Consider the following 26,128-nt stretch of genomic DNA (forward strand, 5'->3'; position numbering starts at 1 on the left):
GAGGCTGACTTTTGTCAGCTTTTTTGCAATGGTACTTCAAATTCAATAATTGACTCTTCGTTCTCTCCAATTCGCTCCACACTAATTCTATTAATCACACAATTTAATTTCTCATGAAAACTAGGAATACTTTTAACTACTTCAGCAGCTAGCTCAGCACTTTCTTTTCTCCCGACTGTTACATGCGGGATGTACGGAATGTCTTCTTTCAAAAACTGTAATAAAGGTCCTGTATACAGGATATTACGTAGATCTTCTATTTGTTCTTTCCCTTTTTCAACTCGAAAAACAAATATGCTCCTTCACTCGTTATTTGATTCGCAAATTCAATTTCTATATTATATATCTTTTTTGATACATTCAAAATATGTAATTTCAACTCATCATTTGAAATAGGACTTTGAAACGGAAATACAATTGTAACATGCGGTGGGATTAATCCGAATAAAGGATCATGCTCTAGTCTAATGTCCTCTATTTCATGGATGGACATGTTCTTTAGAAAAAGTAAAATGGTACGCATTTTTATATCCCCTACTTCCCCTTAATTTTTTATATTTATCATATTGTATGGCAGCCTGTACTTCAACAAATTGTTTTGCTTACATCTAAAAATAAAAAACTTCTCAAATGAGAAGTTTTCATATAGCAGGATTATTATTTTCCCGCCAAACTTTCCTAAATTTTATATAACAAGCAATTCTCCATGGAATAATATACGAAACGGCAACGACATAAAATAATAAACCAATCGTTTGTGGATCCAAATCAACAATATATTGCCTTGAACCGTATCTTAAAACAACAAGTGCAATAAAAGTAATTAGAAAAGCTGTGCTTTTTTTCGTATAAATATTCCCATCATCTCTTCGTTCGTAATTTGTTAAAATTATAAGTGGTACGGCGAAAAGAATCCCAATGCATGCTGCTAAAACTACTTGTAAAATAGCTGGATGTACGGGACCAAAAAACCATATTATCCCTGGCGTTAAAAATAGTAATGGCCACAAAATTCGTTTTCCTGTTCCTTTTATCGGTTTGTACATAGAACGGTAACGACGCCAAAATATTAGTAGTGCAATGCATACAAAGACGGTTATTAGTGAAGAAGTGTCTCCCATTTGTTTTTCCTACTCTCCCAAAATATATATTTAATTACACTTTAAATGGTTTGCTCAAATGATACTTTTCGAATAAATATACCGCTAGTCACGATATAGACGATAGTTAAAACAATTGAAATGACAATAAAGTATGGGATATCTATTAAAGATAGATTAGATGTAGAATTTAAATCCTGTATTCCTACTTCTGCATAAAGTACACTATTCAATGATATAAAAAATGTTCCGCCTATCATAAGACCAATCCACTTAAAACGTTTCTTAATCACTACTGCTACTTGAAAAAAAGTTGCAATTGTAACATACAATAATAGTTGTACAATAAACTGTTTAACTGAGTGTTCTCCTAAACTAATATTTACTGCTCTATACAATGTATTTTGTAAAACAATCACTTGAAGGAATGAGAAAACCGCAGCTTGTAATATGATATAGCAAACTGATCCAATGAAAAACTGTAATCTCGTTACTCCAAATGAAACTGCTAAACGAAACACATCATCCTGTATAATAAAAGTACTTACTACTATAAACAATGTAATTACAATCGAAGGATTATTTAATATATGTTGTAAAAATCCTTCTCTTATTTCTTTTAACTCCATTACACTTGTGATTCCTTTTATAAGTAAAGCTGTAATCCAAAATATTAAAATTGCTTTATAATGAAATTTTATATGTAACTTTAACTGCTTCATTATCATCGTCATTTCACTTCACCACCAGTTATATGAATAAATAGTTTTTGTAATGTAATTCTATCAACTACTAATCCCTCTTTTTCAACAGAATAATAATCTTCATTAGAAAGCTCTTCCCATATAACAGTAATGCCTTTGTTCCCATAAACTTCTCGATTTAAAACTTTTTTATTAATTGAGAACTCATCCACTTTATCTTTTTTCCCCGAAATAATATGTCCTTGTTGTAATAAATCTTCCACTGATGATTGAACAACTAATCTTCCTTCTTTTATGATGATTATCTCTTCAATTACATGAGTTACTTCTTCTACTAAATGTGTTGATAATATAATTGTTCGAGGATGCTCACCATAATCTTCTAATAGTAAACTATAAAACAACTCACGATGCGCTGCGTCTAAACCTGTAGTTGGTTCATCAAAAATAGTAATTGGTGCTCTACTTGCTAGTCCTTGTATTATTCCAACGACTGTTTGCATACCATGTGATAGTTTATGGTATTTCTCTGTCATATTAAGCTGAAACTTATCAGCAAGTTTTTCAGCGTACTCTCCATCCCAATTTTTATAAAACATGCTACACATCTTAAAAATTTCTCTTACTTTATAACTTAAATGAGCTTCTTCTTTCACTCTAACAAAACAAATATTTTGCATCGCTTTACTATTTTCAAATACATTTTCACCTAATATTGATACATTTCCACTACTTGAAATAATTTGTCCTGCGAGTAAATTTAATAGTGTCGTTTTCCCTGCTCCGTTCCTTCCAAGCAAACCATATATTTTATGCTCTTCCAATGAAATAGTTACTTCATTTACAGCTATTTTCTTTTTATATTTTTTCGTTAAATCTTTCGTTTCAAGTGCAAACATTACGCTTTCCCCTCCTTCGTAATTTTTTGTATCATATCCATCAATTCGCCTTTTGATATTTCTAGTACTTTTGCTTCTTCCCACACTTTAGGTAAATACTCTGTCATAAAAGTATTTTGTCTTTTTTTTAGTACGACTTCTTTTGCTCCCTTTGCAACAAACATCCCGATCCCTCTCTTTTTATATAGAATCCCCTCATCTACTAATACATTTACCCCTTTAGCTGCAGTAGCTGGATTTATTTGTAACATCTTTGCAAATTGATTTGTCGATGGAACTTGTTCTTCTTCAAGCAATATATCTTTTAAAATATCAGATTCAATAGTTTCCGCAATTTGTAAGTATATTAACTTATTTTGTTCTAGAGTAGGTTTCACAATTTCACCACCTTAGGTTCATAGGTTCATTACTTATGTAATTAACCATATCACATTACAAATGTTTTTTCCATAAATTTCTTATACATAAAAAGGAATCATTCATTTAAGAATGATTCCCTAAAAAAACTCGTAGTTTCAACAATTATTCCAACTGCTTCACTGGATATTTAGCAAATAAAGATTGCCTAAAATCTTTATCATTCACAAGCATTTTAATTTTTTCTTCATTGCCCTTAAAAAACTTTATAACTTTATTTTTATCCCATATATCTTTTTCTTTTGGAAAATCATCGAATTTCCTATGCAAAATTGATAACATTTCTTCCCTCGTTATCTTAAAGTTTTTATTTTCTATTTGAAACTCATACGCTTTTGCATTTGGTACTAAAATCACTAGATATATAGCATTAAAGAGAAAATTCTTCTTCATCGTATCCTTCCCATCAAACCAATACGTCTCAATCATTTCTTCTGTAAGAGTCCCACTCTCTTTTACGCCATAGTTCACTTTTATACTTTCATTTTCTAAACTTATACTTTGAACTGTTCCACCACCGGGTAAATTTTTAACAATTGCAACCACATCTGAATTATTACCAACGTACGTTCCAGTATATTTCTTAAAATCATCTGACCTAACATCAGATATATCTTTTATTCTTTCTCCGTTAGAACAAGCCGTCATAAATAAAAAAATTGTTAGCATAACGAGCACATTACGATGCATATATTTCATTTAGCATCCCCCATTTTTATCGATATTTCGTTACTTACTATACTGCTTTTCAAATCCCTTTTAAATATAAGCATTTTAATCAAAATTAAAAATTTTCAATTTTTAGGTTTACAATTATCCATTAATTGTATATAATTACTAACGTAAGAAAAAAATTCTAAAAGGAGGTCGAAGAAAATGATGAAATTACAATTACATGCATTAACTTTTGCGTTAGCTGCACCTTTGTTTTTCGGACAATTGAATATGAATTCGACCACCCTAATGGAGAATTGAAGATCGTATATTATTTCTTTTAATTCATAAATTCGCCACAGGAGGTCGTATACTTTCCTGTGGCTTTTTCACGCCCAGCCGTAGGAGAACTGTATCTTCCTGTGGTTTTTTTGTGCGGTTTTTTAGTCTCTTACATTATTTTTTAAAGAAAGGAGCAACATTCAATGACTATTAGCGTATTGTTTTTAAGTATTACGATTCAAAGAAATAGACGTTCCAATACGGAACTGCTTCATAATGCGCGAATTCAAAAAGCTATGGATGATGTTAAGGAGCGCCAAGTGCTTTATTGTGATCACCTGTAATTCCTTTTCGAAAGGAGGAATTCATTTATGACTTTTCATGTTTTCTTTTTTACGACTGCACTTCAGAAAAACACTTTATCTGAAGATGAAATCATTCGTAAACAACAAGTAAAACAAACAACTGATAAAATAACTGACATTAAAATTTCATACTATACACAAATGTATTAAAAATATATTTTAAAGGAGCAATATCTTCATGAAATTTAAAGCATTCTTTTTAACCATTACCCTTCAAAAACGTAAGCTTTCACAAAATGAGGTTTTACACGATCAACACGTTCAAACTACTATGGACGAAGTAAAAGAGCTTCAATCTTCTTTTTACAATCGTCTGTTCTAAATAAATCCAAAAGGGGTAATAATTCAATGAAATTTAAAGCATTGTTTTTAACCATTACCATTCAAAAGCGTAAACTTTCACAAAATGAGGTTTTACACGATCAACACGTTCAAACTACTATGGACGAAGTAAAAGAGCTTCAATCTTCTTTTTACAATCGTCTGTTCTAAATAACTTATAAAGGGGTAAAAATCTAATGAAATTTAAAGTATTCTATTTAACCATTACCATTCAAAAACATAATTTTTCTGAAACTGAAATGCTTCACGAACGTCAAATTAATCAAGCTATGGATTATGTAAAAGAAAGACAGAGTCATTACTGTAGTCATTTGTAATTCCCATTTGAAAGGAGGAATTCACATATGAAGTTTCACCTTTTCTTTTTAACTATTACGATTCAAAAAGAAACGATTTCTCAAAATGAATTAAAACAAGAGCAACAGTATAAACAAATTATTGATGAAATTCGTGATTGTAAAAGTAAATATTACACTCACCTATAGTTTATATGAATTAACTTGAAAGGAGTCGATTATGATGTTGATAGTACGGTGTAAAGAAATGATTTGGATAGTTCAGAGGGATTCCACATAGTTTTATAGACCTTAAATCCCACAAGTTTACCGTTAAATTTGATATATAAAAAACATATAATAAAATCGCATTAATACACTTTTTTATATTGATTAACAAACGAAAGATACACCACTTAAAAAGCGGTGTATCTTCCTCAACATATACTATTTTCGATTATTTCGTTTCGTTTTAAACAATCTTACTAAGTTTGAAACAACTGTTTTTGTTACTGCATAAACTGGTACTGCTAAAATCATTCCGATAATTCCCGCGAAATTACCTACCCCTAAAATTAAGATAATAATTGTTAACGGGTGAATATTTAATTTCGAACTCATAATACGTGGTGAAATAATATTACTTTCAAACTGTTGTACTATTGTAACAATAATAATTACGTACAATGCTTGCATCGGAGATACGAACAAACCTACAATAACAGCTGGTGCCGCACCGATAAATGGACCTAAGTTAGGAATGATATTTGTAAATGCTGCAATAATTCCTAAAACAAAAGCGTACGGTAAATCGATAATTAAATAACCGATGAAAGTAAAAGCACCAACAAATATACAAACGAGCGCTTGCCCTTGAATATATGCAGATAACGTTTCATTCGTTTCCTTTATGATACGAAGTCCTTCTTCACGGTAAGACTCTGGTAATAAGCTAACCGCTTTTCCTGGAAAGGCATGCCCATCTTTAAACATGTAAAATAAAATGAACGGTACTGTAAAGATAACTAACGCAACGTTCGTGATGATACCAAATAAAGCCGTTGCACTCGACGTAATTGTATTTGGTATATCCTTTAAGTATTCAATTGCATTTTTTTCAATTGTTTCAATGGAAACGTAATTTTGTGTAGATAACCATTCAAACAATCTGTGATGTGATAAATCTTGTATGTATACTTTTCCCTCTTTTATATACCCTGGCATATTTTTCACTAAATCCATTAACTGTTGTGAAATCGTCGGAACAACTACTCCAACGCCAACCGCAGTTAATGTGATGATAAAAAGATATAACAGTAGAATCGCTAAATTTCTAGGTACTTTTTTATTCTCCAAAAAGACTAATACAGGATTAAATATGAAGTATAAAAAAAGCGCGATTAAGATTGGGAAAAACAATGTTGATATGAAGATACCAATCGGTTGAAATAGAAACGATATTTTTGTGCAAATAAATATGATTCCTACAACCATTAGCACTTCTAATGTCCAAAAGTGCACTTTCGATTTCAAACAAACGTCCTCCTTTAAACTAGCACTTCTCTTTATTGTACCAAATTAAACTTTAATTTCACATAATATTTTCCTTTACAATATTCCAAAATACCAATAAATACACTACAATGAGAATACATACAAATTTGCAGGTAAAGGTGATAAAAATGACACAATGCATCATTTGCAGAAAAGATACGAAAGAACTGAGTGAACAATATGTCATCCCAGAAATATTATGTGGCTATTATTTCACAAACTCAATTTGTGATACTTGTCATGAACAAATGACAACAAATATTGATCGCCCTTTAATTAGGCATAAATTAAGTCAATTTAAGATTGAGCAAATGAAAAAACAAATCGACTCCCCTCTCTATACAAATGAGCATGGTGAGGAACTTGCGGCGGCTGAAACAGATGTTGTTGAAGTAAGTGATGAAATACTTTATTCCAATGCATTAATTATGAAACTATGTAAAAAGCACGATATTTCTCTACATAATGAAATTTGGAAAGAAGAACGTGTAACGAAAGTAGCTAGCTCTATTCAACGTGAATTACTTTTAGATAACCGTAAATACAAAATGAGCGTATTAAAAATGGCTTACGCTTTCGCTGTACAAACAATTGATGGCTACTTTGAAGATCCAGATGCAATTGATATTTCTAATATTCTATCAAATGCCGATTTCATGGAATTAAAAGAAAAGAGTATTGTTCGTGACTTAAGCAAAAGTTCATTATGGAATACATTAAATACAAATAGTGAAAACCATTACTTTATTTTACTTAGCGATAAAGACGGCCTATTCTGCTTCATTCGTTTGTTTGACATCTTTGATGTTGTCGTTCATTTATCAGAAAAGCGATATGAACTTGCATCGCCAATTGTCGGCGTAAATAATGTGAATAAGCAAGAATTTTATGTCCAAACTTTAAAACAGTATATGGATGGGTTATTTAAAGAAACATCATCTACTATTTAATCAAAATCAGAACATACGGTCTCCTTTCTTCATGAAAAGACACTGTGTTATAATGAGTATGAAAAGAACAATACAATCACATAAACTAATTATAAATTGTATATAAATAAAAAAGACTAGTGTGCGGCTACACACTAGTCCACGTAACTTAGCAGATTGGATTGTTCACTTATCCTATTTGTTTCTTACAAACAAAACAACCCACATTCTATTGGCTTAGGTGGGTTGTTATTTTTTGAGCTTGTCTATTAAAACAACGACGAACGTTAACAATGCAACGAGAAACAGTCCACCCTGCAGTAGCAACGCTATTTCACTCATGTATTATCACCCCCCTCCTATTCGGAGAAGTGATAATTGAACAACCAACCGTACCTTAAGTTACTATTTAATTTTACCATATTTTCTGATAGTTTACGATGAAAACCCGCATGCGAATCGCTTGCGGGTTTTTTCTCATTATTTTTTTAATGCAAATGCATCAGCTATCATTTCACCAACAATTTTATTTTCTTGTTTCTTCTCATCTTTCAATAAAGGGAATAACAGTTCTGCCACTTCATATGCCTCTTCTAAATGAGGATATCCCGATAAAACAAATGTATCAATTCCTAACGCTTCATATTCTTTTATTCTTTCCGCTACCGTTTGCGGATCTCCTACAAGTGCAGTGCCTGCACCACCTCTTACAAGTCCGATTCCAGCCCATAAGTTTGGGCTTATCTCTAACGACTCCCTTGTTCCTTTATTTAAATATGTCATCCGTTTTTGGCCAACTGAATCATATCTTGCAAATGTCTTTTGAGCAAGCTCAATCGTTTGATTATCTACATATTGAATTAAACGTTCTGCCTCTTCCCATGCTTCTTCTTCTGTTTCTCTTACAATTACGTGCAACCTGATACCGAATCGTACCGTACGCCCCTTCTCTTCTGCAAGTTTTCTTACTTCCTCTATTTTCTCTTTTACTTGCTGAGGTGGCTCTCCCCACGTTAAATATACATCACTATGTTCAGCTGCAACTTCTTTTCCAGCAGCTGATGACCCTCCGAAATATATAGGAGGATACGGTGTTTGGACTGGCGGGAACACGACTTTACTTTCTGTAACTTTAATATGTTTTCCTTCTAATGAGATCGTTTCACCTTGCAAGGTCGATTTCCAAACTTTTAAAAATTCATCCGCTGCTTCATACCTTTCGTCATGTTCAAGATACAATCCATCTCCTTGTAGTTCAACGGGATCTCCTCCAGCTACTACATTAATAAGTAATCGACCATCTGAAATTCTATCAAATGTAGATGCCATCCTCGCTGCAACTGTAGGTGACATTAATCCTGGTCTCACTGCTACTAAAAATTTTAGTTTTTCTGTTTCAGCAGCAAGAGCTGAAGCTAACACCCAAGGGTCTTCACATCCTTGACCAGTTGGAAGTAAAACACCCGTATATCCTAAATAATCAGCCGCCTCAGCAACTTGTTTATAATAACCATACTCAGCTGCTCTTCCTCGTTTTGTCGTTCCTAAATATCGACCATCTCCATAAGCCGGAATAAACCATAATATTTCCATACTCTTGCACACCCCTTATTTATTTTGAAACGCAAACTAAAAATCTGTATATAAATTACCCCTAATAATTTACATATTAATTCCCTGTCTCACCTTTAAAACTATCTCGCCACCTTAAAAACTTCACTTCTAGTAAACGGACGAGTGAATCAGAAAACTTCCCGACGAATGCAAAGATTATAATACCGACAAATACGATATCTGTATTTGAAAATTGCCTTGCATCCATAATCATATAACCGATACCTTCTGTAGATCCCATAAGTTCTGCTACTACTAAACTCACCCATGCAACACCTAACGATAACCTTGCTCCTAGTAAAAGGTTAGGCAATGCAGCTGGTAAAATTAGTTTCGTAATTAATTTTCGTTTATTAAACTCTAATACTCTCGCAACATCAAATAACTTTGAGTCTACACCTCGTATCCCTAAAAACGCATTTACGTATAAAGGAAAAAATGCACCGTCCGCAATTAATAATACTTTCGATGTTTCGCCAAAACCAAACCATAATACGAAAAGCGGCGCAACAGCTAAATGAGGTACAGTTCTTAACATTTGCACAGATGGATCTAAATATTGCTCACTTCTCGTTGAAAATCCAACAATCGTTCCTAAAATAACCCCTAAGCCCCCGCCAATAAAGAAACCAGCTGCGGCCCTGAATACACTAATACTTAAATGGCCGAATAACTCTCCTGTTTTAATAAGCTCTTGGAAAGCTAGAAAAATATCTAATGGTGTTGGTAAAACTGTTTTAGTGACAAGACCGAATACGCCAGCCAACTGCCAAATTATTAATATAATAACCGGTATAGTAATCGCCCTTACTAAAACTTTTATATTTAACTTCCGCACCTTCTTTACGCTGTTTTTCTCAATCATTATACTCGCTGATTTCATAACAGCTTTCGTATTTTCCACTTTACAAAACCTCTTTTCACTTCGCTTTCAACGCTTTTTCTACGAAAGAATTATCTACAACTTTTTCCGTCTTAATTTCTTTCTTTATAGAACCGAGCTTATATTGAAATTTCGCTGTCTTTTGTTGCTCTGCTATTATTTCCTTCGTTACCGGAACTAAAATTGGTTTGTCGTGATTAAAAACTTCTTTTACGATTTCCGCATCTATCTTTTTTACAGAAGTGTATACTTTTATTGCTTCATCTAAGTTAGCATCTTGCCATACACGTGCTTTCTCATAAACTTTGAGAAATTTCTCAACTAATTCTGGATGTTCTTTCGCAAATTTTGTTCTCGTAATTAAAAATTCTGGTGAAGAGACATCTAATGTTTCACCATCTGCAATCACTTTCGCGCCCTTATTTACCGTATGTAACGAAATAAATGGATCCCAAATCGCCCATGCATCTACTGATCCTGATTCGAATGCAGGCTGCGCTTCATCTGGTTGTAATTGAATGACATTTACATCTTTTGCATCAATACCTTCTTTATCAAGTGCTCGATATAATAAATTAAAGGCACTACTTCCTTTTGCTACTGCAATTTTTTTACCTTTTAAATCTTTTATACTCGCAATCTTGCTATCTTTTTGAACGAGAATTCCAGTTCCTTTTCTCGCATAACTTGTATTGGCGATTTCGGTAAATCCAATACCTGCTGCTTGCGCTGAAATGACTGGAGAATTCCCTACTTCACCAAAATCTAATCGGTTTGATGCGATTGCTTCAAAATAAGGAGGTCCACTTTGGAACTCTGTCCATTTCACTTTAACTCCTTCTTTTTTAAACTCCTCTTCAAACCACCCCTTTTTCTTTGCTAGTAATAGTGGACTTAATCCTTGCTGTATACCAATTTGTATTGTTACATCTTCTTTCTTACTACTTGCTGTACTTTTTTCGCATCCTAATAAAAATACTGATATAGCTAAAGCAAAAGAAAGAACTATAAATTTTTTATACATATAAAATCACCCTTTTCCTATATACTTGTTTGAATCAATCCCCCATATTCAAACTGCTGTAATACTTTCGTTCGAAGTTGTTGGAACGATTGTGAAGTTTTATTTCGCGGATAAGGCAACTTATTTTCAATCACTTTATGTATTTCCCCTGGTTTTGCACTCATAATGATGATTCGGTTTGAAAGATATATCGCTTCATCTATATCATGTGTAACGAATATCATTGTTGTTTTCTTCTGCTCCCAAATATTTAGCAATACTTCTTGTAAATGACTTCGAGTAAACGCATCCAGCGCTCCAAAAGGTTCATCAAGTAATAATACATTCGGATCTCTTAACAAAGCTCTTGCTATCGCAACACGTTGTGACATCCCACCTGAAATTTCTTTCGGATACGATTTTTCAAAGCCATCTAACCGAACGATTTCAACCCATTCTCTCACTTTATCTTTCACATACTTATCTTTTAACGACAAATCTGCCGCTATATTTTCTTCAACTGTTAACCATGGAAAAAGCCTATGTTCTTGAAAAATAAAACCTTGTTTCTTACTTGGTTTTACGATGCGCTCGCCATCAATAGCAACTTCCCCTTCAAAATCATTATCTAAACCTGCAACAATTTTTAATAATGTACTTTTTCCGCACCCACTCGGACCAATTATTGTAACAAAATCCCCTTTCTCTAATTGAAAATTAATATTCTCTAATACTTGAACACTACCTACCGCTTTCGCAAATTTCTTAGATACCCCTTTAATTGAAACTGTCACACGTTCACCCTCCCTACTATGAATCATTTGGATTAATTGATTATGCTGTTATGTAACTAATAAAAAAACCAAAGGCATTTTATCAATAGATAAAATGCCTTTGGTTTCTCCAATCAGCCACTTGTTATAGAATTAACTACATATTATACAAATATTTCCGATAAGTCAACTAGGTTTTAATGAACATTATTTATTTTTAAAGATAGTAGCAGTTTCTATTATAATTTTAGGAAGCAACTCTTGAATGGTATCCGTCAATGTATGAAGAGCTTCTTTTACAAATCCATCTTCAAAGTTTTCTATCGGCTCCGGTAATTCATCCTCATCTAATATGAAATATTCTCCATTTGGAAGTACCATAATATCGATAATTAAATCTTCGAAGGAAACTACTTCTTCTGTTATTTGTGTATTTTTTACGATATTAAAATAGGCACCTACATAATTCCCTTCCTTATCTCTCCATACGTATAAATTGTAAGGACGATCTTCCCAGTAGTATGCAATTGTGTAACTTCCTTTTTGAATAGTTAACTTTGTATCGTGTGCCGTCATTGTAAATGAATACTGGACCTCGTGAAATAACACGATACTTTCCGATTGTTTTTTCAGCAATAAGTAATCGTAATCCACTATTGTCGAATCATACCGAATTTTTCTTTCTGTAATTTCAATTTTTGATGTACGTAATTGATTCATTATTTTGTTCCCCTTATGCTATTTCTATCCTTAATTATATCCATTTATATAGCAATTAAGAAGTATATAGTTGTTTATATTGTTGTCTACAATTACACAATAAAACTCCCTCTTATTTTAGAAGGAGTTTTTCACTATTCATGACTTATAAGTTTTAACCTTTCAGAAATCGCATTATAAAATTTCCGTTCCTCATCAACATTTAAGTGCACACGATTTACTGTTTTAGAAAAACCATATAACACCTGCGCTTTTACTGGCTCTTTTAACGTTATTTCAAAAGTAGCAGGTTCTTTTATGAACTCCATAACAGTTGCATCCAATACCTCTTTCTCTTCTTTTGCTGTTAGTGATTCCCCCTTGTAGAACGTAATATTATCAATTTGTGTAAATGGCAAAACGATTTTCTTTCCTAATCCGATTTGAATCATTACTTGTTTTTCTGTTATGATAATTGGATTTTTACGTATCGCTTGTATTTCAGCTATAAAATAAATCATCGCATATACGTTTAAAATAAGTAAAATCCAAGCTATTACTGGATTCCATTGATGAAGTAAATAATGAAAACCGATACTTTCAATTGCTGTTGCGTGAATTATCATGATATAAACACCTATAGCACCGGTGTTTTTATGGTAAGAATAGGTAAATTCGTCATCTGGTACTTTTGCACGCCAAGATAATAACGCATAATAGATTAGCTTACACTCAGTAAGCATGATATTTATAACCTTACTTCTTTTCATAGTGTCATCAAATGCTGCATCAATTGAATAAGAGAATGAAGAATACTCTTTTTTATGTGCTTTATATTTATTAATTATTTTAGGAAGCATTGTCACGATTTTATATAGAAGGAACAATTGTAAAGCTACAAATGCAATTTCCCCCGTCACTACTATATAAGAAACGAATGAAAAAGCTTGTAAATAGTCGCTTGGAATTATAAATCTCGCAAATATATATCCAGCTATTACGACAGGAAAGATATACGTTAACGAGTATCTTTTTCGAATAATAAAGAAATACGTAATGACTGGAATTACAAACATACAATCTAATAATGACCCAAGCACTACTTCTTTTGGAGCAGCTGGTACAATGGGAAGGGCATACAATAAATAGTTGGATAACATAATGCAAGATACGAGTCCAATCCAAATGCCTTTTCGCCTTCGCGATAGTGTGACACTCATACGTTCACTCCTTTATTTAAACACCTCGTTTAAGTGGTCTTTATAAAATGAAATAGCACGTTCAAATTCTTTTACTTCATCTACTTTCACGACTGTTTCAAGTAATAATTTCATTGCGGATTCATGTTCGTTTACATTATACTTTGCTAATGATAAAAATACTCTCATCGGATCGTTCTCAGGGAATTTCTTTACTCCAGCTTCTAGTACCACAATTGCCTTTTCATACTCTCCAATGCAACGATATGTACTCCCTAAACCGATATAGGCACCGCAAAGGGATTCACCATCAAGTCCATTTGCGATCGCCTGCTCATAATACGGAACTGCTTCTGTTTCTAATCCCATGACATCGTGTATCCATGCACATTGGTACAGTACTTCTGCATCTTTTGTAAAGTTTGTTAATCCTATAAGTATTTCTCTAGACTGCGCATATTTCTTTTCATTTCTAAGTTTAATAGCTTGCTTTAATAAATGTTCCATAGAATCCACTCCTCACCAATTATTCTGCGTATAGCTCTTGATTGGTTTATGCTTCACATTCGTGTAAAAGTAAAATTCCCACTAATTAAAGTTTCGCTTACCCATATACTATGCGGATTCATTCTTATCTAAAAACTTAATTTTACAAAGCAGTAATACGATTACATAATATCTCTAAGCTTTTGACAATTTCTTTCGCTGTTTCATCTTTCCCTTTACATAACTTTCCTTTACCATCTTGTCCAATTACATAGTGTACAGCCCCGCGCGAATATAAAGAATGTGGTGAATTTGCTATCATTACATTCGCCTTTGCTTCTTTCATTCTATTTTTCGCTCTCTCAAACAGTTCTTCTTCACTTAAATCACTTTCAAGCTTAAAACCAACGAGTACTGTTTCCGGATCCCATTGTTTTATTTGCTTCAAAACTTTTGGAGCTTTTTGAAAATGTATAATTGGTGCTATATCACTTGAAATTTTCCCATTCATATTAAGAACATTGCCATCTTGATCACAAATCTTTTCCACAACCCAATCTGATCCAGCCGCTGCCATAATAACCGCATCGACTTTTTCATGCGTAATGATACTTTTCATTTTATCTTGCAAATCAACAATTCCCTCAAATGGATGTAATTCTAATCCTCTATTTACATCGTTCGGTTTCTCAGCGAAATAACCGTGTAAATATATAACGTGTGCCCCTTTAGCTATAAGTTCTTCTGCGATTATTCTTCCAATCGTACCTTTAGCCATATTCGTATGTCCGCGTACTTGATCCCATTTTTCTAAACAACCACCGCTTGTAATTAATACCTTTTTCCCCTTCATTGTAACCATCCCTTACTGATTTTTCTTAAGAAACCATTCTGTTCCAAAGTCAACTATATCACGTTGCTTCATAAGACGGCTCGTTGCATTACCTATTTTCCCCATCGTTACAGTTCCTTTTCGCTCAAACTCTACACCAATTTCCACAAACGTATCTGATTCGTAATCCATTTCAACAAATTCTTTCCATACTCTTTCACCGTTTTCTATAATTGGTGCTCCTACTTTTATTAATTCACATGCACCAGAACGTACTTCAGATAAATGAACAGACGTATTCGAGTCATAGCCAACACCAATTAATAATATGTACCCATCAAAATCGTATATTTTTTTTAATGGTGATTCCTCTCCCAAACTCATCGATAGCGAATGATTCATTGTTATTTCCTCTGCATGTTTCCCCCATGCAGCAAAACTTCCTAATGGATGATTACTTCGTACTACATTCGGGTATGTACGAAAACATTCAACTATTTTCCCCATTCCTCTTGTTGGTGTTATACGTGGATCAAATGCTGGGACGCTATCACGTATAATTTGCCACCAATCTTCAGGTACAGGCGGCCTTGACCAATGTTTCGGATCAGATAAATCCGAAGATTGTGTTGGCATTATAATTGTTCCTTCTTCTGTAACGACTTTCATTAAAGCTTCTACTACTGCAACCACTCCGCCAGATATCCAGCCGATAGAACTTAATGATGAATGAACAATAATTGTCATTCCTTTTTCGACTCCTAGTGCTTTTAAATCGTTTGTAATTGTTTGAATTGTATTCGGAAATTGTGTACTCTCAACTATTTCATTCATTTTCATAACGGTTCCCCCACTAACCACGTATATTAAAATTTAAACTTTTATATAAATATATTATCATATTTTTCTTAATTTTTAACTTGATCGTATTCAATACTACAAAAAAATGGTAGTATTATTACGTAAAAAATAGTTAAATTATGGTATATTCATTTGAATTACTAAAAGAAGGTGAACAAATGAAAAAAATTCTATTTCCTTTTCTACTATTTGGGCTCATTTCTTTACATGCATGTGTTTCTATTAACAATGACTATGAGGGGTATTGGGTATTAGAAAAATCCAGATATAATGAAGGCGGATATGGGCCATTAAATTTATATGAAAAAGCACAAAAAGATCCAACTATGATTCATTACTCAAATGGTAGTATTAGTGAAGGAAAAAGAATGGTGTATGTAGCATTTGGAAAAAAGTATAAAAACGATAAAATTACAGTAAAAGAAGTACAAGACGAAAAAGACACATCTGTTATCGTATTACATATTGAAAAAGATAAAGGGCAAGATGAAAATCCCGTTTTATATATTGGTGCACCAAAACTTAGAAATACTATTAAAATTGTAGATGAAGATGGAAAGAAAATCTTTGAAATGAAGAAAGATGAAAGTGTTACATCACAGCAATAAAAAGTTACCATTTCAATTTACACTTTATAGATAGACGAAAAAGCCCATCAAAAATGAACTGAATCCAAAAAATTAGACAAATATATTAAGCAGCTACTAAGGATTGAACTCTGTATTGCACAGGGGACAATCCTTTTAGTTTTGTTTTAATTCTTTTGTGATTGTAGCAATGAATATAAGTTTCTAGTTCTTGCTTAAATTGTTCCATACTTTCAAACTCTTTAAAATAAAGTAATTCAGACTTTAATAAGCCAAAGAAATTTTCCATGACTGCATTATCTAAGCAATTTCCCTTACGGGACATACTTTGGATAACGCTATGTTTTTTAAGCGACTGATGATATTGTCGCATTTGATAATGCCAACCTTGATCCGAGTGTAAAATAGGAGTTTCCTTATCATTCAAACGTTGAAACGCCTTATTCAACATTTTAGAAACAAGGGAATAGGCAGGTCTATGTTCTATATTGTAAGCTATAATTTCTCCGTTATATAAGTCTAAAATGGGTGATAGATATAGTTTTTTACCATGTAAGTGGAACTCCGTCACATCTGTTACCCATTTTTCATTTGGTTTTGATGCGTGAAAATTACGTTTTAAAATATTAGGAGCGAATTTCCCGACAGTCCCTTTATATGAACGATATTTTTTTAATCGAACAAGACATTTTAATCCCAGGATATTCATTAAACGTCGAACGGTTTTATGATTTAATGCATGGCCTCGATTACGTAATTCCAATGTAATACGACGATAACCATACCTCCCAAAATTCTCACTAAAGATCTCTTTAATTAATTCTTTAACTTTCTTATATTTATCTGGACGTTTCGCTTGTTTCATCCAGTAATAATACGTACTACGAGCGATATTAGCGACTTTCACAAGGTCAACGACCTTGTATTTATGCCTTAATTCATAAATCAATTGCGCTTTGTCTTGGTCTGTGATGTTTTCTTCTTTTGAACTAAGGCATTTAACTTTTTTAAATAGTCATTTTCCATACGCAGACGTTCATTCTCTGCTTGTAGCGCTTCTATAGAACCTTCAAGAGATACTTCGTTTTGTTTTAAATGTTGTAGCTTAGCTTTTTCTTTGGCCATGGTTAGACGCCCCTTTTTCTTTGATTTTAGGGCATCTAATCCTTCTGTTTCATAAGCTACTTTCCATTTTCGGAGTGTTTCGCAAGAAGGAATATTAAAAAAAGCAGCTGTTTCTCTCAGAGATGTCCCATTTTCATTCATATAATGAATTACATCTAGTTTATACTCGAGAGAGTAAGTTGTATAGCGTTTTTCAAACGCCTTTTCCCCTGAAAATTCAAACCGTTTAATCCATTGATAAAGTTCTCTAGGATGAACCCCTATAGAATTAGCAATGGTTTTTCCGCCTTCTGTACCTTCTAGATATCGTTTTACTGCTTGTATTTTATCTTTTGAAGAAAATTTAGCCATAAAAAGTGCACCTCCAATTGTTAATTATGTGTCTAACAATTGGGGTGCACTTCAAAATGATGGGCTTTTCTTTTCATTTTATCCTTCAATCGTAACCCCAGTAAACATCGATAAGTTTCCCGTTATTTTCTCACCAACTCGTAAAAATAACCCTGCCGCTCTCCCACTAATACAATGTGAGCCAATTAATAATTTACCAGTATACGGACCATCCCATGTATCAATGGTATAGTCAGGCATTTCTATGTATTGCTGATATATTTTCCGTTGTTCAAAGTAATATTCCGTTTTATCTTCAGCTAATAGTTCATCATTTTCGTATATAGATACGCCCCCACCTTCACGTCCATATAAAGGTTTAGAAACAAATGATTCATTTCTTTCTTTAAATGGCTTATTTGTAAAATATGTTGGTAAGAAGTATTTATTAATAATAACACGCTCTTCTTCTTCAAAGAAAACCGCTTTTTCATAAAGCTTCCAAATTAATGCAAGCATATTTTTATTTTGCATTACGAATGCGGCTGGTGGATTAATAATTTTCACTCTTCCTTGCGCTATATGATTTAAAAACTGCAGACCAATTCTTTTTCCATTTTTATCAACATCTGTAACTAAATATTCAATTGGATACAGTCGATATAAATAATGAATTCGCTTGCCATTTGGCGTATATATTCCATCATCTGTAACTACAATATCTTGAATTCCTACATATTCCGTGGGCTGATTTAGGCAATAACTTCTTAAAAACTGGACTGTTTGATGGTCTTCATCGTGCCAATCATAGCTACTAAAATATATCGTTTCTTCAGGATCAATATTATAGTCATGTTTAATTTGTTCCCATGCCTGTACAATATGCTCCTCAATATGATTCGGGTGATTCACATCGTGATAACGGCACAACACTTCATTTGCAACAGAAGGTTCTAAATATCCTGTTGGTGTATCACAATTCACTTCTATTAATTTAATAACATCACCATTTACGATAAAGTCGAGCCTTGTAAAATAAGAAAACAAACCAGTATGTTTCATTCTCGCAATCTCCCACGTTTCAGGCGGGAATCCGAGTTTTTGAAAATCTTCTGTCGTATGTACAATATATTGATACGTTCTATATAACACATACATTATTTCTTCTGTCGCTTTCGAAATAGCGGTATATGTGTTTACCGACATACGAAACATCCCTGTTGCCATATACTGATTCCACTCTTCATTCTCTAATAGACTCGGCCACGTAAAACCATTCCTACCAGCCTCTTCCGCAAGTGAAAACCATATTTTCATATACTCTTTCTGTTCTTGTTCTGTATACATGACTCTATTATCCTTTCTCTTTATGATCCGGCCGGCGCTTTTGCGTTCCCAATTCCACTTGAACCAGAATTTACTTTCGGCGTTTGTGTCGTAGATGATTTAGATGTATTTGTATCTGGCGTCACTTTATTTGATGGATTGTGCTGTTGTTTATTTAAATCCACTTTCTTTGAAGAATCGTTGTTGCTAGTAGTTCCGCCGTAATAACCTCCGCCACCGCTGCCACCAGTTCTCCGTTCATCTTTTTCACGATAAGAAAGAACATTGTTTGTATATGGTTTCTTCATTACATTTGGTTTGACTGTATAGTTCATATTTGAGGTTTTACTTGCTAATAAATATCCTGCTACGAACGGTAATATCGGTAAGTGAGAGTTTTCTTGATACGATGAAAATGATGGATTATTTTCCTTGCATAACTCATCTTTTTCTACATTTTCAGTAGTTGGGGCTCTATCATCACAATTTAATGGTTCTTGTTCGCTCCCTTGCTTCCCACCATCCGTTTTAACAGCGGTATTTTCTTGTTGTACATTTTCTTCTTCATAGTCACCACAACCTGTTAATAAAAAAGATGACACGCCAATTGAAGCAGCGACTTTCAAAAATTTATTTTTTTCCATTCTCATGTGCTATACACCTAATTTCTTTTATCTATATTTTTCCATTTAACTATATTATATAATGCAAATATCACTTTTTACAAACTATACTCAATATGCATATTTACATATTTTCATGCTATTTATTCCCTAAATGAAAATGAAATATTATAATAGCCGAATTGTCTATCTGTACACCTAAATAAAGTGAAAGACGATTTTGTATTATGTCGTCTTTCACTTTATTTATTTTTTATATACTAAACGTCTCAATAAAATTTCTAATGGTCCATTAAGATTATTTTTTTCCATTATTAAAGCTACTATGACAGACAATATCCAAATACATATTGCTATCAATGCAGCAAAAGCGTTACTTACATGCCCTCCTAAATCAAATGCTACTGGTGATAAAAATATAACAAGCAGTGCTTCATTTAAAACAAAAAATGTTAATGAACGTTTTCCTAGAGCGATTAATGCAAGGCTAAAGTACCCTGGATTTTTCAATCTACTCCCTATTATCCCGAAACCTGTTGCATATGCTAATCCTCCAGCAATTCCAGTTAAAATATGGATTCCATTTATCATTCCAGCTGTAAATACAGTTGGATACCATATAGTCCCTATAAAAGATAAAGGCAAAGCACCTATTAAAGAAATTGCTAATCCTATAGTTGTTATAAAATATAATTTTTTTAACTGTTGCTCTGGTTTTATTAATAACTTATATCTAGCAATCCACAAACCAAGAATTATAGAAGGAAGAATTGGGAACATAAAATGGATGAGTACAGGTATAATAGGAAAGAAAAGTAATCGTATCATTGTAGTACTAAGATACGTGTCTTTTGCCGAAACATCTGGTGAAAAACCATAATCACCTATTGATTGCATATTAAGTCCCCATATTATTGGAATAAAAATGGTATACAATATAGCGATAATTATAAACGTTCGAATTAATGTTTTCATTTTACACTTTAATAGTGGACTAACAAAAATACCCGCTAAACCATAGGCCATAAGAATATCTTGCCCTCCAATTAAGACCGCTAACACAATCCCAAACAGTATTAAATACAAGGAGCGTTTTCTTACTATTTTTACAGCCTGAATTTCATTTTTCCCTTTTGATATTTGCCCTTCAAATGCTAAAACTAAACCGTAGCCTAATAATACGGCAAACATTGCTCTTGCACGGTTATCAATTATGAATATACCAAAAAGATTTACAATTTGATCAAAGAAACTACTGCTTTCCACTCTATGCATAATTCCAGGATCTGCTGCATACAAGTAAAGCGGTGCATGAGCAAGTACGATTAACAGTAGCATAGTGCCTCTTGCTAAATCCAATGAGACTGCACGCTTTTTTTCAATTGTTCTATCATTTATTGATCTATCCATATTTTACTTCCTTTCTTAACATCAAATGAACATTCCAATCTTTCTTAAGTTTTCGTCAAAAACTAAGAAAGATCTTCTATTAAAAATAGAACAGATAAATAAAAAACGAACTATCTCTTCAATTCCTATTCCGGATATTATATTCTCAGATTATTTCAATATGTTTTATTTTTAAAATACAAATGAAATCTTTCTATCCCTGGATATTTTTCTCCTAAACTTTTAACCTTAAAACCAATTTTCTTATAAAATTCTACTGCCTCATTGTCTGTCTCAGCTTCGACATAAGTCAATTGATGCATTCTTACTACTTCCCTTATCATTTGAAACGCAATTCCTGTATGACGATATTCTGGAACGACTGCTATGTGGCATATTCTCGCTTCATTTGCTCCGATTATTTCAATACCTATACAAGCCTTTTTTTCATATTTATATAATCTACCTTTATTGCTTTGATAAAATACTACCGCTTTCTTTAAGCTTGTTTCACTTGGACCGACTGCATACTGTAGCACATTTAAAATTGAATCCCTTCCAATTTGTTCAACACGTTGCAAATTCATATCTTCATCCCTTTCTATGAAAAAAGATTAGCTCTTTATAAAAAAGAGCTAATCTCATTACGCTGTTATCTTTTCTTCTTTTTTCACAACGACCGCCACATAACTATGCAGTATCATTCCGACAATAACGAGACTCATTCCAACCCAAGATAAAGATGATGGAATTGGAGCAGAAAGCCAAATAAGCTCTCCTACTAAAGCAAATAAAACTTCACCGGATTGTGTCGCTTCAACCGTTGCTAGCTTTTGCGGATCATCTTTCACAAGATCTGTCGCAAAGAAAAATAATACTGTCGCGATTAAACCTGAACTAACTGCTACAATAAAACATTGAAAAACTTGGCTACTTGACGGTAATCCACCTGTTGATACTTCGTAACCAGATAGTAAAAACCAAAATGGTAAACTTGCTAATGTCATCCCGAGAACTCGCTGGAATACATCTAATTCCCCTTTACATACTTGCATCATTTTTCGATTTCCAAGTGGGTACGCAAACGCCGCAATGAGAACAGGAACTACACATAAAATGGTTTCACGAATTCCTAAAGAAGAAGCATGTTCTACTTGCATGAGTACAACACCGAATAAAATAATACCCGACATTACTAATTCTTTCATCGGAAGTTTTTTATGTAATGGGTCTACCGCAAAAAATGGTGTTAACAAAATCCCTGCGACTATCGTAATTTGCCATGTTGATGCAACAAGCCACCCTGGTCCAAATGCGCCAGCAAAACTAAGTGGTGCATAAAAAAGACCAAAACCTACAATACTCCATACCAACCATTCTTTCGGATTGTTTTTCATATATTGAAAGAGTTGCTTTAAGTTGCCTCTATACATGACAATAAGTAGTAGCATTGGTACCATAAAGTAATACCGTAATGATGCACTCCAAATCCAACTTCCACCTTCTAAGTCCATCGCCCGGTTTAAAACAAAGGTAAAGGCAAAGAAAAATGATGCCAATATCCCTATTGCAATTGCTTTCATTATAAAACCCCTTGTTTAGTTTCTTCTTAATACTATACAACAAAATGAATATAATTAAAATTCACGCACTTTAACTTACATGTAATCTAGCTCTATATAATTTTCTTAACTGACCAATATGCGCTTGATGATACCGATTATGATCAGCTATATGCCATATGCCCCATCTTATTGTCGCATTTTCGCCCTTTTCATAAAAAACTTCCCGTGTTAAATCATTTTCTGTTAGTTTCATACATTCTTCATAAAGTGAAACTTTAATCAGTGGGGGTTTTGTTCATCCCCCACTGATTATTAGTTTAACCAATCGGGCTGCCCGTTAATGCGGGATAAAACAATTGTTGCACTGCTTCATAATCTTGCATTAACTCTTGTAACGTGTGTTTTCTTAAAACTGGCAGTTCTCCCACTTCATTCAACATAGGCCCATATTTATTTTTTAGTGCAGTGGAACTTCTTCTCCCTTTAAGCGATACACCCAATGTAAATCGACAACTGCTAAATGCTGAAGTAGCTGTCCGATGCTATTTTCATTATTTTCAGACCCTTTAAAAGATAATTCCTTCTCTTCAGTACTTTCTACTAAATTTCGCAATCGTATATATGTATCTCGAACCGTTGCATACAAAATTGCTACTTGCGGATTCATGTTTTTTTCTAAATAAAGATCTTTCATGATAAACTCCGTCCTTTAAAGGAACAGCACCATATGTTCATCATCACTGTACGCACCATTAATCTTTATAGCCCTTTTTTCAATTCCATATGTTTTAAAGCCCATTGATTCGTACAAATTTTTTGCTGGTTCGTTTGTAGATACAACACCTAATGTCAATTGCTCTAGTTGTATATCCCGCGCTCTTTGAATTGCATTTGCAATTAGCTCACGTGCCAACCCGTTTCGTCTGTTTTGTGCGTCTACATACATCGCAACGATATGGCCTTTATGCTTATATGCTACTTTCTCTTCCGTTAGTAAAGTGACTACACCAATTAATTTTTCTTCATTAAACGCGCCAAGTGTACAACTAATAGTAGATGTTAAATTCCCTTCAACTCGCTCAATAGGATTTTCCTGACGAATCGCCTCTTCATAAGTTGTTATAAACGCCTCTGGGTTTACTTGTAATGCTTGTAAACGTAAATCCCAATATTTTTTTGCATCTTCTTTCGTAAGTAATCGAATCATGTATCTCTACCCCTTTTTAATTTACATAATATTTTTATAAACCACTAATTATAGATTGATATTCTTCTTTTAACATACTATAACGATAGCGATGAATGAACTTCTTTTGACGTAACCGATCATTTCTCATTAGTCCTTCACAAACAAAGCCAGCCTTTTCATAACTCTTTCTAGCTTGTAAATTATCCTCATCTACACGTAGCCAAACTTTCTCCAATTCGAAATCAAAGAATCCCAGTTGTAATATACTATATAGAGATGCTATTCCATACCCTGTTCCCCAATACTCTTTATCCCCAATCGTAATTCCTAGTTCCGCATTTTTATTTGTTTTGTCAAAATTTTTAAGGTCTACCCAGCCAATGTGTATATTGTTTTCTGTAACGATAGCCCTTTGTTCATAACCATTCTTTCGACTTATGCATGCTTCAATCCATTTTCTCGTATCTTCACGAGTGAACGGAGGATATTGATCTGGTACGACTAAGTGTTTTGTCACTTCTGTATCTAATGACCATTGATATCGATCTTCTACATCCTCTAGTGTCAATTCCCTTAATTGAACGAATGGTATTTTCATTTTACTATCCCCTTTTTATTTGCCAATAGAAAATCCTTCGAACACTCTTCCTCCGTATAGTTCTAACGTCTTTTCTGTAAAATTAATTAATACATTTTTATCACCGTTTTTATAAAAATGATCAAAAGCCGCTACAAATTGTTCTGCATAATGGTCATCATATCTTCTTAAAACTCTAATAAACCATTTTGAATTTCCAAGCCATTGGCCATTTACTCTTAATACATATTCATGTATTAATTCCGCTAATAAATTAGCAATGAATAGTTCTTCTTCTCTTTTTGATGCACCAATGAAGTCATCCAAAGTATCCGAAATAAAATAGCGCTTCTGTTTCATCGTTTCTTCGGTCCATTTATCTGGTCCTTTAATTAGTAAATCGTTCGCTTCTTTTTTTAATTTCTCAACAATTTCACTTTCCCCTTTTAATACAATTCCTTCTGAAACTAATTGAGGTAGAGAAGGTCGCCCGCGATCACAATCCATTTAAAAAAAGGTTTTATACGTTACAAAATTATGTACAAATACTTCAACGGGCCATCCATTACTATAGAAGGATTCTCTATAACAAGATGACAAACTTTGATCGACTATAACAATATCAAGGTCAGATGTTTTTGTCGCTTCTCCTCGTACAACGCTTCCTCCCAGTAAAGCTACATCACAATTCGGAAATTGTGATGTAATTATGCTTTGTGCCGCTTCAATTGGTTTCATTTTCTTTTCTCCTTCGCTTATTTTACTTTCTTTTTTCTGCTCTTTCTCGAGCCTTTTTTATATACGGTTCTGCATCTGGTGTTTTACATGACGTTGCACCGTGATCAATTTTTACTTTTCCAATTTCACGAGCAATTTCAATTGCTTGTTGCTCTAAAGCTTCATTTCGAATCCCTATCGCAATTAAAGCGCTATTCATTGCTTCTCTTTTTCTATTTTTTTCATTATGTATATGAACTTTAATCTCTTCTAAATACGGCATGAAGAAGTTATCGTCTAACTTTTTATTTTTTATTGCGATATTCGCTAATAATGACCAACCTGCTCTCCCGATCCATTCATCATCAGATTTCGTCCATTCGTCCATTCTTTCTATTGCGATTGGCGACGTACATATAGCTGTCATAAGAACGTCCATTAAACAATAATAATCAACATCCCTAATCCAACTATTCAGCTGTTCTGATGTTACATTCTTCGGTTCTAAAATATACGTTGCTAAAGTCATTGCATCCATATTTTTTGTTTCCCATAATGAAATTGCTAAATCATGATCTTTTTTTATCTTCTTTTTTAATAATTTTAAATTTGCAAAACTGACTCCGAATAGCGGCTCTTTCGCCCCATGATTTTTATACGTTTTTCGATTTTGTTCCGTTCCATATTTCTCTAGTTGCTGCATGACCTCTTCAAGTAGCATTTGTCCACCTCTTTTATGTTTTCTGTTGACTTCATATAGGTATGTACGATATATTCTACATTATTTTTTGATTTTCCTATATTTATTTTTAAAATACGGTATGTGAAA

At 33.2% G+C, this 26,128-nt stretch carries 33 protein-coding genes and 3 pseudogenes; 8 read left to right on the forward strand and 28 right to left on the reverse strand.

The features are described from left to right. Nucleotides 1-14: 14 nt before the first annotated feature. The 6 genes and pseudogenes from BTOYO_RS00915 to BTOYO_RS00940 all read right to left on the reverse strand — a co-directional run bounded on the left by BTOYO_RS00915 (nucleotide 15) and on the right by BTOYO_RS00940 (nucleotide 3,819). A pseudogene (locus tag BTOYO_RS00915) lies at nucleotides 15-523 on the reverse strand (2'-5' RNA ligase family protein). Between the two features lie 118 nt (nucleotides 524-641). Then, nucleotides 642-1,121, reverse strand: coding sequence for a CcdC family protein (locus tag BTOYO_RS00920; RefSeq protein WP_000502991.1), 480 nt, complete (start codon nucleotides 1,119-1,121; stop codon nucleotides 642-644). A gap of 41 nt (nucleotides 1,122-1,162) precedes the next feature. Next, nucleotides 1,163-1,834 (reverse strand): DUF4052 family protein, encoded by a 672-nt coding sequence (locus BTOYO_RS00925; protein WP_000177831.1) that lies wholly within the window; start codon nucleotides 1,832-1,834, stop codon nucleotides 1,163-1,165. Beyond that, entirely contained in the window at nucleotides 1,831-2,703 is an 873-nt protein-coding gene (locus BTOYO_RS00930; RefSeq protein WP_000457684.1) for an ATP-binding cassette domain-containing protein, read from the reverse strand. Before BTOYO_RS00930 ends, BTOYO_RS00925 begins: the two co-directional genes overlap by 4 nt. After that, nucleotides 2,703-3,080: a GntR family transcriptional regulator gene (locus BTOYO_RS00935; protein ID WP_000805198.1), complete on the reverse strand. Its 378-nt coding sequence runs from the start codon at nucleotides 3,078-3,080 to the stop codon at nucleotides 2,703-2,705. The genes BTOYO_RS00930 and BTOYO_RS00935 overlap by 1 nt, the downstream gene beginning before the upstream one ends. Nucleotides 3,081-3,225: 145 nt before the next feature. Beyond that, complete coding sequence (locus BTOYO_RS00940; protein ID WP_000876550.1) at nucleotides 3,226-3,819, reverse strand: DUF4825 domain-containing protein; 594 nt, start codon at nucleotides 3,817-3,819, stop codon at nucleotides 3,226-3,228. A 440-nt stretch (nucleotides 3,820-4,259) separates the two neighbouring features. Here BTOYO_RS00940 and BTOYO_RS00945 point away from each other — a divergent pair, with 440 nt between their 5' ends. From BTOYO_RS00945 to BTOYO_RS00970, 6 genes are read left to right on the forward strand one after another with little or no spacing between them, the layout of a single operon-like run. Next, entirely contained in the window at nucleotides 4,260-4,400 is a 141-nt protein-coding gene (locus tag BTOYO_RS00945; RefSeq protein WP_000156182.1) for a YrzI family small protein, read from the forward strand. A 27-nt stretch (nucleotides 4,401-4,427) separates the two neighbouring features. Next, nucleotides 4,428-4,571, forward strand: a complete 144-nt coding sequence (locus BTOYO_RS00950; protein WP_000142746.1) for a YrzI family small protein — start codon at nucleotides 4,428-4,430, stop codon at nucleotides 4,569-4,571. A gap of 28 nt (nucleotides 4,572-4,599) precedes the next feature. Further along, nucleotides 4,600-4,743 (forward strand): YrzI family small protein, encoded by a 144-nt coding sequence (locus BTOYO_RS00955; protein ID WP_000668989.1) that lies wholly within the window; start codon nucleotides 4,600-4,602, stop codon nucleotides 4,741-4,743. 26 nt (nucleotides 4,744-4,769) lie between these two features. After that, the gene (locus BTOYO_RS00960) at nucleotides 4,770-4,913 is read left to right on the forward strand and encodes a YrzI family small protein (protein WP_000669086.1); all 144 of its coding nucleotides are present in this window, start codon (nucleotides 4,770-4,772) and stop codon (nucleotides 4,911-4,913) included. Between the two features lie 26 nt (nucleotides 4,914-4,939). Beyond that, a complete protein-coding gene (locus BTOYO_RS00965) occupies nucleotides 4,940-5,080 on the forward strand; it encodes a YrzI family small protein (RefSeq protein ID WP_000669820.1) in 141 nt (46 codons plus the stop codon). A gap of 27 nt (nucleotides 5,081-5,107) precedes the next feature. Further along, nucleotides 5,108-5,248, forward strand: a complete 141-nt coding sequence (locus BTOYO_RS00970; protein WP_000668494.1) for a YrzI family small protein — start codon at nucleotides 5,108-5,110, stop codon at nucleotides 5,246-5,248. A 237-nt stretch (nucleotides 5,249-5,485) separates the two neighbouring features. Here the strand turns inward: BTOYO_RS00970 and BTOYO_RS00975 are convergent, their stop codons facing one another. Then, on the reverse strand, nucleotides 5,486-6,571 hold the full coding sequence (locus tag BTOYO_RS00975) for an AI-2E family transporter (RefSeq protein WP_000837897.1): 1,086 nt from the start codon (nucleotides 6,569-6,571) through the stop codon (nucleotides 5,486-5,488). A gap of 149 nt (nucleotides 6,572-6,720) precedes the next feature. Here BTOYO_RS00975 and BTOYO_RS00980 point away from each other — a divergent pair, with 149 nt between their 5' ends. Beyond that, nucleotides 6,721-7,542, forward strand: a complete 822-nt coding sequence (locus BTOYO_RS00980; protein WP_000189690.1) for an HNH endonuclease — start codon at nucleotides 6,721-6,723, stop codon at nucleotides 7,540-7,542. A 228-nt stretch (nucleotides 7,543-7,770) separates the two neighbouring features. Here the strand turns inward: BTOYO_RS00980 and BTOYO_RS27880 are convergent, their stop codons facing one another. From BTOYO_RS27880 to BTOYO_RS01025, 10 genes are all read right to left on the reverse strand, one after another. Beyond that, the gene (locus tag BTOYO_RS27880; protein WP_001289320.1) at nucleotides 7,771-7,863 is read right to left on the reverse strand and encodes a putative holin-like toxin; all 93 of its coding nucleotides are present in this window, start codon (nucleotides 7,861-7,863) and stop codon (nucleotides 7,771-7,773) included. A 138-nt stretch (nucleotides 7,864-8,001) separates the two neighbouring features. Then, on the reverse strand, nucleotides 8,002-9,114 hold the full coding sequence (ssuD, locus tag BTOYO_RS00985) for an FMNH2-dependent alkanesulfonate monooxygenase (protein WP_000404867.1): 1,113 nt from the start codon (nucleotides 9,112-9,114) through the stop codon (nucleotides 8,002-8,004). A 76-nt stretch (nucleotides 9,115-9,190) separates the two neighbouring features. Then, nucleotides 9,191-10,039 (reverse strand): ABC transporter permease, encoded by an 849-nt coding sequence (locus tag BTOYO_RS00990; RefSeq protein ID WP_000432143.1) that lies wholly within the window; start codon nucleotides 10,037-10,039, stop codon nucleotides 9,191-9,193. 16 nt (nucleotides 10,040-10,055) lie between these two features. Continuing rightward, on the reverse strand, nucleotides 10,056-11,042 hold the full coding sequence (locus BTOYO_RS00995; protein ID WP_000276900.1) for an aliphatic sulfonate ABC transporter substrate-binding protein: 987 nt from the start codon (nucleotides 11,040-11,042) through the stop codon (nucleotides 10,056-10,058). A gap of 17 nt (nucleotides 11,043-11,059) precedes the next feature. After that, nucleotides 11,060-11,815 (reverse strand): ABC transporter ATP-binding protein, encoded by a 756-nt coding sequence (locus BTOYO_RS01000; protein ID WP_002093657.1) that lies wholly within the window; start codon nucleotides 11,813-11,815, stop codon nucleotides 11,060-11,062. A 186-nt stretch (nucleotides 11,816-12,001) separates the two neighbouring features. Then, nucleotides 12,002-12,514, reverse strand: a complete 513-nt coding sequence (locus tag BTOYO_RS01005) for a ribonuclease FAU-1 family protein (protein WP_001072803.1) — start codon at nucleotides 12,512-12,514, stop codon at nucleotides 12,002-12,004. 134 nt (nucleotides 12,515-12,648) lie between these two features. Next, the gene (locus BTOYO_RS01010) at nucleotides 12,649-13,713 is read right to left on the reverse strand and encodes a hypothetical protein (protein WP_000117462.1); all 1,065 of its coding nucleotides are present in this window, start codon (nucleotides 13,711-13,713) and stop codon (nucleotides 12,649-12,651) included. Between the two features lie 12 nt (nucleotides 13,714-13,725). Beyond that, on the reverse strand, nucleotides 13,726-14,199 hold the full coding sequence (locus BTOYO_RS01015; protein ID WP_000400640.1) for a tetratricopeptide repeat protein: 474 nt from the start codon (nucleotides 14,197-14,199) through the stop codon (nucleotides 13,726-13,728). Between the two features lie 142 nt (nucleotides 14,200-14,341). Continuing rightward, the gene (locus BTOYO_RS01020) at nucleotides 14,342-15,031 is read right to left on the reverse strand and encodes a phosphopantothenoylcysteine decarboxylase domain-containing protein (protein ID WP_000676697.1); all 690 of its coding nucleotides are present in this window, start codon (nucleotides 15,029-15,031) and stop codon (nucleotides 14,342-14,344) included. 12 nt (nucleotides 15,032-15,043) lie between these two features. Continuing rightward, nucleotides 15,044-15,844, reverse strand: a complete 801-nt coding sequence (locus tag BTOYO_RS01025; protein WP_131202461.1) for an AAC(3) family N-acetyltransferase — start codon at nucleotides 15,842-15,844, stop codon at nucleotides 15,044-15,046. Nucleotides 15,845-16,029: 185 nt separating this feature from the next. On the opposite strand from BTOYO_RS01025, the gene BTOYO_RS01030 reads away from it, so the two are divergent. After that, entirely contained in the window at nucleotides 16,030-16,479 is a 450-nt protein-coding gene (locus BTOYO_RS01030) for a hypothetical protein (protein ID WP_000721816.1), read from the forward strand. Between the two features lie 85 nt (nucleotides 16,480-16,564). On the opposite strand, the gene BTOYO_RS25710 is transcribed toward BTOYO_RS01030, so the two are convergent. The 11 genes and pseudogenes from BTOYO_RS25710 to BTOYO_RS01090 form a co-directional block, all read right to left on the reverse strand. Then, a protein-coding gene (locus BTOYO_RS25710; protein WP_144080795.1) for an IS3-like element ISBth167 family transposase occupies nucleotides 16,565-17,934 on the reverse strand; the annotation gives its coding sequence in 2 pieces (ribosomal slippage) (nucleotides 16,565-17,469 and nucleotides 17,469-17,934; 1,371 coding nt in all). Between the two features lie 78 nt (nucleotides 17,935-18,012). Then, nucleotides 18,013-19,260 carry a glutathionylspermidine synthase family protein gene (locus BTOYO_RS01045; protein WP_000287861.1) on the reverse strand — a complete coding sequence of 416 codons (1,248 nt, stop codon included), beginning with the start codon at nucleotides 19,258-19,260 and terminating at the stop codon, nucleotides 18,013-18,015. Between the two features lie 20 nt (nucleotides 19,261-19,280). Beyond that, on the reverse strand, nucleotides 19,281-19,889 hold the full coding sequence (locus BTOYO_RS01050) for a hypothetical protein (protein ID WP_001242218.1): 609 nt from the start codon (nucleotides 19,887-19,889) through the stop codon (nucleotides 19,281-19,283). 219 nt (nucleotides 19,890-20,108) lie between these two features. Beyond that, nucleotides 20,109-21,272: a DUF418 domain-containing protein gene (locus BTOYO_RS01055; RefSeq protein WP_000376140.1), complete on the reverse strand. Its 1,164-nt coding sequence runs from the start codon at nucleotides 21,270-21,272 to the stop codon at nucleotides 20,109-20,111. A gap of 155 nt (nucleotides 21,273-21,427) precedes the next feature. Further along, nucleotides 21,428-21,838 carry a GNAT family N-acetyltransferase gene (locus tag BTOYO_RS01060; RefSeq protein WP_001053326.1) on the reverse strand — a complete coding sequence of 137 codons (411 nt, stop codon included), beginning with the start codon at nucleotides 21,836-21,838 and terminating at the stop codon, nucleotides 21,428-21,430. Between the two features lie 57 nt (nucleotides 21,839-21,895). Beyond that, nucleotides 21,896-22,834 (reverse strand): DMT family transporter, encoded by a 939-nt coding sequence (locus tag BTOYO_RS01065; protein WP_000643649.1) that lies wholly within the window; start codon nucleotides 22,832-22,834, stop codon nucleotides 21,896-21,898. Between the two features lie 70 nt (nucleotides 22,835-22,904). Beyond that, nucleotides 22,905-23,510 (reverse strand): annotated as a pseudogene (locus tag BTOYO_RS27205) (DinB family protein). Nucleotides 23,511-23,525: 15 nt separating this feature from the next. After that, nucleotides 23,526-24,023 (reverse strand): GNAT family N-acetyltransferase, encoded by a 498-nt coding sequence (locus tag BTOYO_RS01075; RefSeq protein WP_000620331.1) that lies wholly within the window; start codon nucleotides 24,021-24,023, stop codon nucleotides 23,526-23,528. A gap of 34 nt (nucleotides 24,024-24,057) precedes the next feature. Beyond that, nucleotides 24,058-24,603, reverse strand: coding sequence for a GNAT family N-acetyltransferase (locus BTOYO_RS01080; RefSeq protein WP_000701132.1), 546 nt, complete (start codon nucleotides 24,601-24,603; stop codon nucleotides 24,058-24,060). Between the two features lie 15 nt (nucleotides 24,604-24,618). After that, nucleotides 24,619-25,320 (reverse strand): annotated as a pseudogene (locus BTOYO_RS01085) (nucleotidyltransferase domain-containing protein). 22 nt (nucleotides 25,321-25,342) lie between these two features. Next, the gene (locus BTOYO_RS01090) at nucleotides 25,343-26,020 is read right to left on the reverse strand and encodes a DNA alkylation repair protein (protein WP_000923467.1); all 678 of its coding nucleotides are present in this window, start codon (nucleotides 26,018-26,020) and stop codon (nucleotides 25,343-25,345) included. Nucleotides 26,021-26,128 lie beyond the last annotated feature (108 nt).

Source organism: Bacillus toyonensis BCT-7112 (genome assembly GCF_000496285.1).
Taxonomy (GTDB): Bacteria; Bacillota; Bacilli; order Bacillales; family Bacillaceae_G; genus Bacillus_A; species Bacillus_A toyonensis.

Coding starts and splice junctions, on each gene's coding strand:
- BTOYO_RS00920 (WP_000502991.1), bottom strand. CDS start 1,121: ATGGGAGACACTTCTTCACTAATAACCGTCTTTGTATGCATTGCACTA.
- BTOYO_RS00925 (WP_000177831.1), bottom strand. CDS start 1,834: ATGACGATGATAATGAAGCAGTTAAAGTTACATATAAAATTTCATTAT.
- BTOYO_RS00930 (WP_000457684.1), bottom strand. CDS start 2,703: ATGTTTGCACTTGAAACGAAAGATTTAACGAAAAAATATAAAAAGAAA.
- BTOYO_RS00940 (WP_000876550.1), bottom strand. CDS start 3,819: ATGAAATATATGCATCGTAATGTGCTCGTTATGCTAACAATTTTTTTA.
- BTOYO_RS00945 (WP_000156182.1), top strand. CDS start 4,260: ATGACTATTAGCGTATTGTTTTTAAGTATTACGATTCAAAGAAATAGA.
- BTOYO_RS00950 (WP_000142746.1), top strand. CDS start 4,428: ATGACTTTTCATGTTTTCTTTTTTACGACTGCACTTCAGAAAAACACT.
- BTOYO_RS00955 (WP_000668989.1), top strand. CDS start 4,600: ATGAAATTTAAAGCATTCTTTTTAACCATTACCCTTCAAAAACGTAAG.
- BTOYO_RS00960 (WP_000669086.1), top strand. CDS start 4,770: ATGAAATTTAAAGCATTGTTTTTAACCATTACCATTCAAAAGCGTAAA.
- BTOYO_RS00965 (WP_000669820.1), top strand. CDS start 4,940: ATGAAATTTAAAGTATTCTATTTAACCATTACCATTCAAAAACATAAT.
- BTOYO_RS00970 (WP_000668494.1), top strand. CDS start 5,108: ATGAAGTTTCACCTTTTCTTTTTAACTATTACGATTCAAAAAGAAACG.
- BTOYO_RS00980 (WP_000189690.1), top strand. CDS start 6,721: ATGACACAATGCATCATTTGCAGAAAAGATACGAAAGAACTGAGTGAA.
- BTOYO_RS27880 (WP_001289320.1), bottom strand. CDS start 7,863: ATGAGTGAAATAGCGTTGCTACTGCAGGGTGGACTGTTTCTCGTTGCA.
- ssuD (WP_000404867.1), bottom strand. CDS start 9,114: ATGGAAATATTATGGTTTATTCCGGCTTATGGAGATGGTCGATATTTA.
- BTOYO_RS00995 (WP_000276900.1), bottom strand. CDS start 11,042: ATGTATAAAAAATTTATAGTTCTTTCTTTTGCTTTAGCTATATCAGTA.
- BTOYO_RS01005 (WP_001072803.1), bottom strand. CDS start 12,514: ATGAATCAATTACGTACATCAAAAATTGAAATTACAGAAAGAAAAATT.
- BTOYO_RS01010 (WP_000117462.1), bottom strand. CDS start 13,713: ATGAGTGTCACACTATCGCGAAGGCGAAAAGGCATTTGGATTGGACTC.
- BTOYO_RS01015 (WP_000400640.1), bottom strand. CDS start 14,199: ATGGAACATTTATTAAAGCAAGCTATTAAACTTAGAAATGAAAAGAAA.
- BTOYO_RS01020 (WP_000676697.1), bottom strand. CDS start 15,031: ATGAAGGGGAAAAAGGTATTAATTACAAGCGGTGGTTGTTTAGAAAAA.
- BTOYO_RS01025 (WP_131202461.1), bottom strand. CDS start 15,844: ATGAATGAAATAGTTGAGAGTACACAATTTCCGAATACAATTCAAACA.
- BTOYO_RS01030 (WP_000721816.1), top strand. CDS start 16,030: ATGAAAAAAATTCTATTTCCTTTTCTACTATTTGGGCTCATTTCTTTA.
- BTOYO_RS01045 (WP_000287861.1), bottom strand. CDS start 19,260: ATGTATACAGAACAAGAACAGAAAGAGTATATGAAAATATGGTTTTCA.
- BTOYO_RS01050 (WP_001242218.1), bottom strand. CDS start 19,889: ATGAGAATGGAAAAAAATAAATTTTTGAAAGTCGCTGCTTCAATTGGC.
- BTOYO_RS01055 (WP_000376140.1), bottom strand. CDS start 21,272: ATGGATAGATCAATAAATGATAGAACAATTGAAAAAAAGCGTGCAGTC.
- BTOYO_RS01060 (WP_001053326.1), bottom strand. CDS start 21,838: ATGAATTTGCAACGTGTTGAACAAATTGGAAGGGATTCAATTTTAAAT.
- BTOYO_RS01065 (WP_000643649.1), bottom strand. CDS start 22,834: ATGAAAGCAATTGCAATAGGGATATTGGCATCATTTTTCTTTGCCTTT.
- BTOYO_RS01075 (WP_000620331.1), bottom strand. CDS start 24,023: ATGATTCGATTACTTACGAAAGAAGATGCAAAAAAATATTGGGATTTA.
- BTOYO_RS01080 (WP_000701132.1), bottom strand. CDS start 24,603: ATGAAAATACCATTCGTTCAATTAAGGGAATTGACACTAGAGGATGTA.
- BTOYO_RS01090 (WP_000923467.1), bottom strand. CDS start 26,020: ATGCTACTTGAAGAGGTCATGCAGCAACTAGAGAAATATGGAACGGAA.